This is a genomic window from Streptococcus sp. SR4, assembly GCF_000517725.1.
Taxonomy (GTDB): domain Bacteria; phylum Bacillota; class Bacilli; order Lactobacillales; family Streptococcaceae; genus Streptococcus; species Streptococcus salivarius_F.
This window is the reverse complement of sequence record NZ_AZYW01000069.1, coordinates 26,570-39,278: the sequence shown is the minus strand read 5'-3', so window position 1 is coordinate 39,278 and position 12,709 is coordinate 26,570. Positions and strand designations below refer to the sequence as shown.

Sequence of the window (12,709 nt, the reverse complement as noted above, 5' to 3'; positions counted from 1 at the left end):
TTTTTGTTAAGCGGGTGTAGTTTAGTGGTAAAACTACAGCCTTCCAAGCTGTTGTCGCGAGTTCGATTCTCGTCACCCGCTTTATTTGGATATTTTAGCCAAGCATTTGCTTGGGCGCGTAGCTCAGATGGTTAGAGCGCACGCCTGATAAGCGTGAGGTCGGTGGTTCGATTCCACTCGTGCCCATATTGGAGAATTACTCAAGAGGCTGAAGAGGACGGTTTGCTAAATCGTTAGGTCGGGTAACCGGCGCGGGGGTTCGAATCCCCCATTCTCCGTAGTATTATGACGAATTATCTTTAAGATAATTCGTTTTCTTTTTTTGAGGTGACAAAATGAAAAATAGTTTTTATCGATTTCTTCTTTATGGGTTTATTATTTTTCTATTTTTTGTAATGCTTTTTTCTTTTGTCTTTACTAATAAAAAATTAACCAAGGATATCTCGTCTAATGTTTCGGGTTTCGTTACCAAAGTAGACTCAGTGGTTTCAGTTCCATTTACTGCTTTATCAAAATCTCATAATGTTATTTCTGATCTCTTATCAACCTATAATGAGAATCAAGATTTAAAAAAATCTTTATCGAATTTAGAAAATCAATCATCTATTATTTCTAACTTGCAAGAAGAGAATGATTCTTTAAGAGCTTCGCTTAATCTTTCGGACAAGCTAAGTCGTGATACTGTTCTCACTGCTGAAGTTTCTATGCGACCTTCTGTGACTTGGTTAAAAGAGTTAACGATTAATGTCGGTAAGTCTAAGAATGTTAGTAAATCTATGCTAGCAACTTCTAATGGTGGAGTAATTGGTTTTGTAACTAAGGTATATGATGATACTACTACTATTTCTTTACTTTCTAGTAGTTCTAGTGATAGTTACCTTGCTTCTAGCGTCAAATCAGAGGATGATAACCAGATTTTCGGGATTATATCTCGTTATGATAAAAAAAAGAAGCTGTTAGAGATGACACAACTCAATTCATCTTCTAACGTTAAGGTTGGGACTGAAGTAGTTACAAGTGGTCTTGATGATGTATCAGTAAAGGATGTTCCAATTGGTACTGTAGACTCTGTGAGTGATTATGAAGGAAATCGTACGATTTTGGTAAAACCTTATGCTGATTTTGATAAAATTTCTTATGTTACTTTAGTTGGAGATGGTAAATAATATGAAATTATCCAAGTATTCTATTATTCCTTTCTTACTGAGTATTGTTCCTTTTCTATGGGATGGTCATATTTCGATGATACTTAATCATTATTTATCTCCTGAATTTTTTCTATCATCTCATCTTTTCATTATTTATATTTTTATCTTAACTCTTGATTTTCCAAATAAGTATTCCTTTCTTTACCTTGTTTGTTTTGGATTTCTTTATGATACCTATTATTTCAAAACAGTTGGTATAGTAATTCTAACTCTGCCGCTGTTATGCTATCTGTTAACTCAGCTAGGTCGAATTGTTAAGAGAAATACCTATGTTGATTTTTTGTTAATGTTTTTATTCCTCTTTCTCTTTGATACTATAAATTTTGGCTTTGCCTTATTTTATGGTTTCTCCAATGAGTCTGTGACGGATTTTATTATTTATCAACTAAGTCCTAGTATAGTGTTTAATCTTTTGACCTTTATCTTTATTAAACCTATTCTTGAAAAATTATTTTTGTATCTGTCAGTTGATAGATTTAAATAGAACTGTAATATTGGCGTAACAAAGTTTGCGCCATTTTTTGATACAATTAATAGGTCTTATCGAAAAGGAGTAGTATTTTATATTATGAAAAAACGTATTCTTTCAGCAGTGTTGGTAAGTGGTGTAACCTTATCAGCAGCTGCATCAGTACATGCAGAGGATTATGATTCGCAAATCGCTGCTGCAGATAACGCAATTAGTAACCTTGCTTCTCAACAAGAGACTGCACAAGCGCAAGTTGCTACAATCCAATCTCAAGTATCTACACTTAGAACACAAAAATCAGAATTGGAAACTAAAAATGCTGAACTTGAAAAAGTATCAGCAGATTTGGAATCTGAAATTCAAGAATTATCAAGTAAAATTGTAGCTCGTCAAGATTCTTTGGCGAAACAAGCTCGTAGTGCTCAACAAAATAATACTGCGACTAGCTACATCAACTCTATCTTGAACTCTAAGTCAATCTCTGAAGCTATTACTCGTATCACAGCTATTTCAAAAGTTGTTACAGCTAATAATGACATGTTGACAAAACAAGAGTCTGATCAAAAAGAGCTTGCTGCAAAACAAGAACAAAACCAAGCTGCTATTAATGAGATTGCAACTAATAAGGCAGAACTTGAAACAACAGAAGCTGGTTTGACAACTCAACAAGCAGAACTAGAAGCAGCACAAGTTGCTTTGGCTGCAGAATTGGCTACAGCTCAAGATGAAAAAACATCACTTGTTTCTGCTAAATCAACTGCAGAAGCAGTGGCAGCTTCAACTGCAGCATCAGTTGCTCAGTCACAAGCAATTGCAGAATCAGAGGCAGCAGCACAAGCAGTAGCATCTTCAGAAGCGGCAGCATTTGTAGCTCAATCAGAGGCGGCAGCAACTTCAGAAGCTGTAGCTCAACCTTCAGAAGCTACTGTTTCAGAAATAGCAACAGCCTCAGAAGCAGTACAAGAACCTGTTTCATCAGAAACTTCAGAAACTACTCAAGAGCCAACTGTTGCAACTTCAGAAGCAACACAAGAGCCTGAAGCACAACCAGAATCAGCTGCTCCAGCAACATCTGAAGCAACACAAGAGCCTGAAGCACAACCAGAATCAGCTGCTCCAGCAGCTTCAGAAGCACCAGCTCCTGCTAGCGAAGCACCTGCAGCAACTTCAGAAGCACCAGCAAGTCAAGCACCTGCAGCTTCAGAAGCACCAGCTCCAGCAGCTGAAACACCTAAAGTATCAGCTGCCTCAACTCCTAATACATATCCTGTTGGTCAATGTACTTGGGGTGCTAAATCATTAGCTTCATGGGTTGGTAATTACTGGGGTAATGCTAAAAACTGGATTGCTAGCGCACAAGCAGCTGGCCACTCAGTTGGTACAACTCCTGTAGCCGGAGCAATTGCGGTTTGGCCAAATGATGGTGGTGGTTATGGTCACGTAGCTTACGTAACATCAGCATCAGGTGCAAATTCAATTCAAGTTATGGAATCAAACTATGCTGGTAACATGTCAATCGGTAACTACCGTGGTACATTTGATCCAACATCTTCAGCTCATGGTGGTTCTGTATACTATATTTACCCATAATGACTACAAGAAGGCGATTCGAATTTTCTCGAATCGTTTTTATTTTATAGCAAAATGTCTTTACTTTCTGGAATTACTTTTAGACGGGAAAATGTCGAGGTTAAGGTTAAATCTTTTTAGTCTTGTTAAGTTACTGTGACACCATTTATTTTGCATTGAAAATCAATCTAAAAAAAGGTAGAATGGTTTAGTAGATATTTTGGAGGAAATCATGTCTTATACGAATTTGAAGTTGTTTGCTTTATCGTCTAACCAGGAATTAGCAGCAAAAGTTGCTGATAAAATGGGTATTGAACTCGGAAAATCAAGTGTTCGTGAATTTTCAGATGGTGAGATTCAAGTTAATATTGAAGAATCTATCCGTGGTCATCACGTTTTTATTCTTCAATCTACAAGCTCTCCTGTAAATGATAACTTGATGGAAATTTTGATTATGGTTGATGCGCTAAAACGTGCAAGTGCAGAAACGATCAGTGTTGTTATGCCTTATTATGGTTATGCACGTCAAGACCGTAAGGCACGTTCACGTGAGCCAATCACATCTAAATTGGTTGCTAATATGCTTGAGGTTGCAGGTGTTGATCGACTTTTGACAGTTGACCTCCATGCTTCTCAAATTCAAGGATTCTTTGATATTCCTGTAGACCATTTGATGGGTGCTCCACTTATCGCAGATTACTTTGATCGTGCTGGTCTTACTGGAGATGATGTTGTTGTTGTTTCTCCAGACCATGGTGGTGTGACTCGTGCACGAAAACTTGCTCAATGTTTGAAAACACCAATCGCAATCATTGATAAGCGTCGTAGTGTTGATAAAATGAACACTTCTGAGGTTATGAATATTATTGGTAACGTTGAAGGTAAAACATGTATTTTGATTGATGATATGATTGATACTGCAGGTACAATCTGTCATGCGGCTGATGCGCTTGCTGAAGCTGGTGCAACTCATGTCTATGCCTCATGTACTCACCCTGTATTGTCAGGTCCAGCACTTGATAATATTCAAAAATCTGCTATTGAGAAGCTTGTTGTATTGGACACGATTTATCTTCCAGAAGAACGTTTGATTGATAAGATTGAACAAATTTCAATTGCTGATTTGATTTCAGAGGCAATTATTCGTATTCATGAAAAACGTCCATTGTCACCTTTGTTTGAAATGGGTCATAAATAGACTAAAGCTAGCTTGGGCTAGCTTTTTTTGGTGTTTAAATGCGTTTGAGTTTTTGATATAATGTAAGGCATAATTGCAAAGAGGTGACAGTGATGGATTTAACACAACGTTTTAATAAAAATTTAGATAAGATTGAAGTTTCGATGATTCGTCAGTTTGACCAATCAATTTCAGATGTACCAGGTATCAAAAAGTTGACACTTGGTGAACCTGATTTTACGACTCCAGATCATGTGAAAGAAGCAGCTAAAGCTGCTATCGATGCTAACCAGTCTCACTATACAGGTATGGCAGGACTTCCTGCTTTGCGTCAAGCTGCGGCAGATTTTGTTAAGGAAAAATATAATCTTACTTATAATCCAGATAATGAAATTTTGGTGACTATTGGAGCTACAGAAGCCCTTTCTGCAACTTTGACGGCTATTTTGGAGCCAGGAGATACGATTCTTTTACCTGCACCAGCCTATCCTGGATATGAGCCGATTGCAAATCTAGTTGGTGCTGAAATTGTTGAAATTGATACAACAGCTAATGATTTTGTTTTGACTCCGGAGATGTTAGAGAAGGCAATTTTGGAGCAGGGAGATAAGCTTAAAGCCGTTTTGCTTAACTACCCAACTAATCCAACAGGTGTGACTTACTCACGTCAACAGATTAAAGATTTGTCTGAAGTTCTGAAAAAATACGATATTTTTGTTGTTAGCGATGAAGTTTACTCTGAGCTAACTTATGTGGATCACCATGTATCTATTGCTGAGTATTTGCCGGAACAAACGATTTTGATTAATGGTTTGTCTAAATCTCATGCGATGACAGGATGGCGTATCGGTTTGATTTTTGCACCTGCAGTCTTGACGGCTCAGTTGATTAAGAGTCACCAGTATTTGGTAACAGCTGCAGCTACTATGGCACAATTTGCAGCTATTGAAGCCTTATCTGCTGGTAAAGATGATGCCCAACCAATGAAAGTTGAGTATTTGAAGCGTCGTGATTATATTCTTGAAAAAATGACTGAACTTGGTTTCAAAATTATTAAACCTGATGGTGCTTTCTATATCTTTGCTAAGATTCCAGAAGGCTATACTCAAGATTCCTTTAAGTTCTGTCAAGACTTTGCTCGTGAAAAAGCTATTGCGATTATCCCAGGGGTTGCTTTTGGGAAGTATGGCGAAGGCTATGTTCGTTTGTCGTATGCAGCTAGCATGGATACTATTGAAACAGCTATGGCTCGTTTGAAAGAGTTTATGGAAGAGCATGCAGAAGCTTGAGAGTAGAGGAATTGTCCTCTTCAATCGTAATTATCGTGAGAATGATAAGCTGGTTAAGATTTTTACCGAGCAAGCTGGGAAACGGATGTTTTTTGTTAGAGGTGGTGGGTCAGGTAAATTAAGTGCTGTGATTCAACCTTTAACCATCGCTGAATTCATGATGACTGTAAATGATGAGGGCTTATCTTTCATAGAGGATTATAGCCAAGCAGAATCCTTTAAGGAAATTACAAGCGATATTTTCAAGCTGTCTTATGCGACTTATTTAGCTGCTCTGACGGATGCTGCTATTGCTGACGGTGTAGCAGATGCACAATTATTTGCATTCTTGGAGAAGACGCTTGAATTAATGGAAGAAGGCTTGGATTATGAAATCTTGACTAATATCTTTGAGATTCAGGTTTTAGACCGTTTCGGTGTTCGCTTGAATTTTCACGAGTGTGTCTTTTGCCATCGTGTGGGCCTTCCTTTTGATTTTTCGTATAAGTTCTCGGGGCTACTTTGTCCAAATCATTATGCAGAGGATGAAAGGCGTAGTCACTTAAATCCTAATGTACCTTATCTTTTAGATCGTTTTCAGGGGCTTTCTTTTGAGGAATTGAGAAGCATATCTGTTAAGGATGACATGAAACGAAAGCTACGACATTTTATTGATGACCTCTATGATAATTATGTTGGAATACATCTTAAAAGTAAGAAGTTTATTGATAATCTAAATTCTTGGGGTCATATTATGAATAAAGAAGATAGTGCTGACTAGACATTATCTTCTTTTTGTTTCACGTGAAACAGGAAAGTAATGGTTTTCAGTCTCAGGGGTTAAAATGCAAGTCAGTTCGTGCTATAATAAGAAGATAATAAGCTGAAAGACTCTGCTAGAAACAGTGAACTAGTCTATTTTAGTTACATAATATTTTATTGATAGAAATCTGAGTTTATGTTTTATGGCAGAGGACAAGAGGGAGAATGCTATGCATGTAATTGCAGTAGATGCTATGGGTGGCGATAATGCGCCACAAGCAATTGTAGAGGGTGTCAACCAAGCTATAGCAGATTTCAAAGATATTGAAATCCAGCTTTATGGTGATGAAGCTAAAATTAAGACCTATTTGACAGCGAATGAACGTGTGAGCATTGTGCATACTGATGAAAAGATAAATTCGGATGATGAGCCAGCTAAAGCCATTCGTAAGAAGAAAAAAGCTTCAATGGTCTTAGGTGCACAGGCTGTTAAGGAGAAAAAAGCGGGTGCCGTGATTTCTGCGGGAAATACAGGTGCCCTTCTGGCTGCAGGTCTCTTCGTGGTCGGACGTATTAAGGGAGTTGAGCGTCCAGGTCTTATGTCAACAATGCCAAGTTTTACTGGTCAACCCTTTGATATGCTTGATTTGGGTGCTAATGCGGAAAATACAGCTAGTCATTTGCATCAATATGCTATTTTAGGATCTTTCTATGCTAAAAATGTGCGTGGAATTGCCAACCCTCGTGTAGGTCTCCTTAATAATGGGACTGAGGAAACAAAGGGGGATAGTCTTCGTAAGGAGGCTTTTGAGCTCTTATCTAAGGAGCCAAGTATTAACTTTGTTGGTAATGTTGAGGCGCGTGAAATTATGTCTGGAGCTGCTGATGTGGTAGTTGCTGATGGTTTCACAGGAAATGCAGTTCTCAAGGCAATCGAAGGAACGGGACTTGGTGCTATGAAGACCCTTAAGTCAGCTATCATGAATGGTGGTCTTAAAGCTAAGTTAGGTGCCTTCCTATTGAAAGACAGCCTAAAAGGGATGAAAGAGACTATGGATTACTCTAGCGCTGGAGGTGCGGTTCTCTTTGGTCTTAAAGCTCCCGTAGTAAAATGTCATGGATCTAGTGATGCTAAGGCGGTTTACTACACTATTAAGCAGGTTCGTACGATGCTTGATACTAAGGTTGTTGAGCAGCTAGTTGAAGCCTTTAGTCCGAAAGAGGAGGCTAACTGATGAGTAGAGTAGAAATTCTTCAGAAAATGCAGCTCGTAATTCAAGAGCAGATGGGTAAAGAGGACATTGTTTTAACCGAAGCTACCAAATTAGATGACTTGGGTGTGGATTCAATAGAGCTTATGGAATTCATTATTAATTTGGAGGATGAGTTCGATCTTGAGATTTCCGATGATACTATTGACCATATGGTTAAGGTAGCTGATTTGTTGAACTATTTGTCTGAGGAATTGAATAAAGAATAAGAAAGCTAGACGTAATAATATAATAGTTATTTACTATACGATTGTTATTTTGTTGGAGTGAGGCAAGAAACTAAATGTTATATGGATTTAGTTCTGTCACACTCCTTTTTTCTATACATTATTTATTAAGAAACTCTAAAAAAGAACTAAAACACGAACGTTATTTTTTTACCTAAGTAATAAAGTTTGCTATATGTTGGTTTTTAAATTCTGGTGTGGTATAATTAAGACGAATAAACTTGAAAGGCGAACAATTCCATGTCAAACCAACTGATTTATACTGGGAAAGCTAAAGATATTTATAGTACAGAAGACGAAAATGTGATTAAGTCGGTCTATAAGGACCAGGCAACCATGCTTAATGGTGCTCGTAAGGAGACTATTAAAGGAAAAGGTGTGCTAAATAATCAGATTTCGTCTCTTATTTTTGAAAAATTGAATGCTGCGGGTGTAGCTACTCACTTTATCGAACGTATTTCTGATACCGAACAACTTAACAAGAAAGTTACTATCATTCCTTTGGAGGTTGTTCTTCGTAATGTGACTGCGGGTTCTTTCTCTAAACGTTTTGGCGTTGAAGAAGGTTTGGACTTGAAAACTCCAATCGTTGAATTTTACTACAAGAATGATGATTTGGATGACCCATTCATCAATGATGAGCATGTGAAGTTCTTGGATATTGCCAATGATGAACAAATTGCTTATATCAAGGAAGAAACGCGTCGTATCAATGAATTGCTGAAAGATTGGTTTGCACAAATTGGTCTTCGCTTGATTGACTTCAAATTGGAATTTGGTTTTGATAAGGATGGCAAGATTATCTTGGCAGATGAATTCTCTCCAGATAATTGTCGCCTTTGGGATGCTGAAGGGCACCATATGGACAAGGATGTTTTCCGTCGTGATCTTGGTAGCTTGACAGATGTTTATGAAGTTGTATTGGAAAAATTGCAAGGATTGAAGTAGCCTTTTACAAATAGAATACTTGGTCTTCACTACAATCTTTAAGTAGAAATAGATAAAGGAAATAAAATGGATAAACGTATTTTCGTTGAGAAAAAAGCTGATTTTCGTGTGAAATCTCAGTCTTTAGTAAAAGAATTAAAGCATAATCTTCAGTTGAAAACTTTGAATGATCTTCGTATTGTTCAGGTTTACGATGTCTTTAATTTGGCAGAGGACTTGTTTGCGCGTGCGGAAAAACACATCTTCTCTGAGCAAGTGACTGATACTGTTTTGGACGAGGCTGCGGTTAAGGCTGATCTTGAGAAGTATGCTTTCTTTACTATCGAAAGTTTGCCTGGTCAATTTGACCAACGTGCGGCATCTTCACAAGAAGCTTTGCTTTTGCTTGGTAGTTCAAATGATGTAACAGTGAACACAGCACAATTGTACTTGGTTAACAAGGATATTGATGCGAATGAGTTGGAGGCTGTCAAAAACTACCTTTTGAACCCAGTGGATTCTCGTTTCAAAGATATCACTGTTGGTATTGCTAAACAGGATTTCTCTGAGTCTGACAAGACCATTCCAAGGTTGGATTTCTTTGAAACTTATACGGCAGAAGATTTTGCTAAGTATAAGGCTGAGCAAGGATTGGCAATGGAAGTGGATGACCTTCTCTTCATTCAAGATTACTTCAAGTCTATTGGACGTGTGCCAACTGAGACTGAGTTGAAGGTTTTGGATACTTACTGGTCTGACCACTGCCGTCATACAACTTTCGAGACTGAGTTGAAAAACATTGACTTCTCAGCTTCTAAATTTGAAAAACAATTGCAAGCGACTTATGACAAGTATATTGCCATGCGTGATGAGTTGGGACGTACAGAAAAACCTCAAACCTTGATGGATATGGCCACTATTTTTGGTCGTTATGAGCGTGCTAATGGTCGTTTGGATGATATGGAAGTGTCTGATGAAATTAATGCCTGCTCAGTTGAAATTGAAGTGGATGTCAATGGTGTGAAAGAACCATGGCTTCTCATGTTCAAGAATGAAACCCACAACCACCCAACTGAAATCGAACCATTTGGTGGAGCGGCTACTTGTATCGGTGGTGCCATTCGTGACCCATTGTCAGGTCGTTCATACGTTTACCAAGCTATGCGTATCTCAGGTGCTGGTGATATTACAACACCAATTGCTGAAACTCGTGCTGGTAAATTGCCACAACAAGTGATTTCTAAAACAGCGGCTCACGGTTATTCTTCATACGGTAACCAAATTGGTCTTGCAACAACTTACGTTCGTGAATACTTCCACCCAGGTTTCGTTGCTAAGCGTATGGAGCTAGGTGCAGTTGTCGGTGCGGCTCCTAAGGAAAATGTTGTCCGTGAGAAACCTGAAGCAGGTGATGTGATTATCTTGCTCGGTGGTAAGACTGGACGTGATGGTGTCGGTGGTGCGACAGGCTCTTCTAAAGTTCAAACGGTTGAATCTGTTGAAACAGCTGGTGCTGAGGTTCAAAAAGGGAATGCCATCGAAGAACGTAAGATTCAACGTCTTTTCCGTAATGGGGATGTGACACGTCTAATCAAGAAATCAAATGACTTTGGTGCTGGTGGTGTCTGTGTGGCTATCGGTGAATTGGCAGATGGTCTTGAAATTGATCTAGACAAAGTGCCATTGAAATACCAAGGTTTGAACGGTACAGAAATTGCCATCTCTGAATCTCAAGAACGTATGGCCGTAGTGGTTCGTCCAGAAGATGTAGATGCCTTCGTTGCTGAATGTAACAAAGAAAATATTGATGCTGTTGTTGTTGCGACAGTGACTGAAAAACCAAATCTTGTCATGCACTGGAATGGTGAAACCATCGTTGATTTGGAACGTCGTTTCCTTGATACAAACGGTGTACGTGTGGTTGTAGATGCTAAGGTGGTTGACAAGGATGTCAAGCTTCCAGAAGAACGTCAAACATCTGCTGAAACCCTTGAAGCTGATACTCTTGAAGTCTTGGCTGACCTTAACCATGCCAGTCAAAAAGGTTTACAAACCATCTTTGATAGTTCAGTTGGTCGTTCAACAGTCAATCATCCACTCGGTGGTCGCTACCAAATCACACCAACGGAAGCTTCTGTACAGAAATTGCCAGTCCAACATGGCGTGACAACAACTGCTTCTGTTATGGCGCAAGGATTCAACCCTTATGTAGCAGAATGGTCTCCATATCATGGCGCTGCCTATGCAGTAATCGAAGCAACAGCTCGTTTGGTTGCTGCTGGTGCAAATTGGTCTAAGGCTCGTTTCTCTTATCAAGAATATTTCGAGCGTATGGATAAACAAGCAGAGCGTTTTGGTCAACCAGTATCAGCTCTCCTTGGATCAATCGAAGCTCAGATTCAACTTGGTTTGCCATCTATCGGTGGTAAAGACTCTATGTCTGGTACCTTTGAAGAATTGACAGTACCACCAACCTTGGTTGCTTTTGGGGTAACAACTGCGGATAGCCGTAAGGTTCTTTCTCCAGAATTCAAAGCTGCGGGTGAAAATATTTACTACATTCCTGGTCAAGCTTTGGCACAAGAAATTGACTTTGATCTTATCAAGTCTAACTTTGCTAAGTTTGAAGCCATCCAAGCTGACCATAAAGTCACATCTGCATCAGCTGTCAAATATGGTGGTGTCGTTGAAGCGCTTGCTCTTGCAACATTTGGTAACCATATTGGTGCCACTGTAACCCTTGAAAATCTTGAGACTGCCTTGACAGCTCAATTGGGTGGATTCGTCTTCACATCTCCGGAAGAGATTTCAGGTGTTGCCAAGATTGGACAAACAGTAGCTGACTTTACACTTACTGTCAATGATGTAACGCTTGAAGGACACAAACTTGACAGTGCCTTCCAAGGTAAATTGGAAGAGGTTTACCCAACGGAATTTGCACAAGCAACTGAGTTGGAAGAAGTACCTGCTGTAGCATCTGATGCTGTGATCAAAGCTAAAGAAACAGTTGAGACACCAGTGGTTTACATCCCAGTATTCCCAGGTACTAACTCTGAGTACGATTCAGCTAAAGCCTTTGAAAAAGAAGGTGCGAAAGTCAACTTGGTACCATTTGTAACACTTAATGAAGAAGCTATTGTCAAGTCTGTTGACACTATGGTTGACAATATCGAAAAAGCTAACATTATCTTCTTTGCAGGTGGCTTCTCAGCAGCGGATGAACCAGATGGATCAGCTAAATTTATCGTTAACATCTTGCTCAATGAAAAAGTACGTGTAGCCATTGATAGCTTCATCGAACGTGGTGGTTTGATTATCGGTATCTGTAACGGATTCCAAGCTCTTGTTAAATCAGGCCTTCTTCCATATGGTAACTTTGAAGATGCAAGCAGCACGAGTCCAACCCTCTTCTACAATGATGCCAACCAACACGTGGCTAAGATGGTTGAAACACGTATTGCCAACACGAACTCACCATGGCTTGCTGGAGTAGAAGTTGGTGACATCCATGCCATCCCAGTATCACACGGTGAAGGTAAATTTGTCGTGACAGCTGAGGAATTTGCAGAGCTTCGTGACAATGGTCAAATCTTTACCCAATATGTTGACTTCGAAGGTAAACCAAGCATGGATTCTAAATATAATCCTAACGGATCTGTGAATGCTATCGAAGGTATCACAAGTAAGAATGGTCAAATCATTGGTAAGATGGGTCACTCAGAACGTTTCGAAGACGGTCTCTTCCAAAATATTCCAGGAAATAAAGACCAACACCTCTTTGCGTCAGCGGTTAAATACTTTACTGGAAAATAATAGAGTGCCAAGTGCACT

Annotated in this window: 10 protein-coding genes and 3 tRNA genes; all 13 read left to right on the top strand. The window is 39.1% G+C overall.

Features of this window, described 5'->3' with window-relative positions; genetic code table 11:
• Positions 1–10 precede the first annotated feature (10 nt).
• Positions 11–81 (top strand) — tRNA-Gly (locus HMPREF1519_RS09405).
• 31 nt (positions 82–112) lie between these two features.
• Positions 113–186 (top strand) — tRNA-Ile (locus HMPREF1519_RS09400).
• Positions 187–190: 4 nt separating this feature from the next.
• Positions 191–278 (top strand) — tRNA-Ser (locus HMPREF1519_RS09395).
• A 57-nt stretch (positions 279–335) separates the two neighbouring features.
• Entirely contained in the window at positions 336–1,166 is an 831-nt protein-coding gene (mreC, locus tag HMPREF1519_RS09390; protein WP_022495822.1) for a rod shape-determining protein MreC, read from the top strand.
• Position 1,167: 1 nt separating this feature from the next.
• Positions 1,168–1,692, top strand: a complete 525-nt coding sequence (mreD, locus tag HMPREF1519_RS09385) for a rod shape-determining protein MreD (RefSeq protein WP_022495821.1) — start codon at positions 1,168–1,170, stop codon at positions 1,690–1,692.
• 84 nt (positions 1,693–1,776) lie between these two features.
• Positions 1,777–3,267 (top strand): PcsB-like coiled-coil domain-containing protein, encoded by a 1,491-nt coding sequence (locus tag HMPREF1519_RS09380; RefSeq protein WP_037611980.1) that lies wholly within the window; start codon positions 1,777–1,779, stop codon positions 3,265–3,267.
• A gap of 211 nt (positions 3,268–3,478) precedes the next feature.
• Positions 3,479–4,444, top strand: a complete 966-nt coding sequence (locus tag HMPREF1519_RS09375) for a ribose-phosphate diphosphokinase (RefSeq protein ID WP_002886286.1) — start codon at positions 3,479–3,481, stop codon at positions 4,442–4,444.
• 92 nt (positions 4,445–4,536) lie between these two features.
• A complete protein-coding gene (locus HMPREF1519_RS09370) occupies positions 4,537–5,712 on the top strand; it encodes a pyridoxal phosphate-dependent aminotransferase (RefSeq protein WP_022495819.1) in 1,176 nt (391 codons plus the stop codon).
• Positions 5,699–6,472: a DNA repair protein RecO gene (gene recO, locus HMPREF1519_RS09365; RefSeq protein WP_022495818.1), complete on the top strand. Its 774-nt coding sequence runs from the start codon at positions 5,699–5,701 to the stop codon at positions 6,470–6,472. Before HMPREF1519_RS09370 ends, recO begins: the two co-directional genes overlap by 14 nt.
• A gap of 211 nt (positions 6,473–6,683) precedes the next feature.
• Positions 6,684–7,688 carry a phosphate acyltransferase PlsX gene (gene plsX, locus HMPREF1519_RS09360; RefSeq protein ID WP_013989885.1) on the top strand — a complete coding sequence of 335 codons (1,005 nt, stop codon included), beginning with the start codon at positions 6,684–6,686 and terminating at the stop codon, positions 7,686–7,688.
• Positions 7,688–7,933: a phosphopantetheine-binding protein gene (locus tag HMPREF1519_RS09355; RefSeq protein ID WP_022495816.1), complete on the top strand. Its 246-nt coding sequence runs from the start codon at positions 7,688–7,690 to the stop codon at positions 7,931–7,933. The genes plsX and HMPREF1519_RS09355 overlap by 1 nt, the downstream gene beginning before the upstream one ends.
• A gap of 258 nt (positions 7,934–8,191) precedes the next feature.
• Positions 8,192–8,899, top strand: a complete 708-nt coding sequence (gene purC / locus HMPREF1519_RS09350; RefSeq protein ID WP_002886293.1) for a phosphoribosylaminoimidazolesuccinocarboxamide synthase — start codon at positions 8,192–8,194, stop codon at positions 8,897–8,899.
• Positions 8,900–8,965: 66 nt separating this feature from the next.
• The gene (locus HMPREF1519_RS09345; RefSeq protein WP_037611978.1) at positions 8,966–12,691 is read left to right on the top strand and encodes a phosphoribosylformylglycinamidine synthase; all 3,726 of its coding nucleotides are present in this window, start codon (positions 8,966–8,968) and stop codon (positions 12,689–12,691) included.
• Positions 12,692–12,709: the final 18 nt, after the last annotated feature.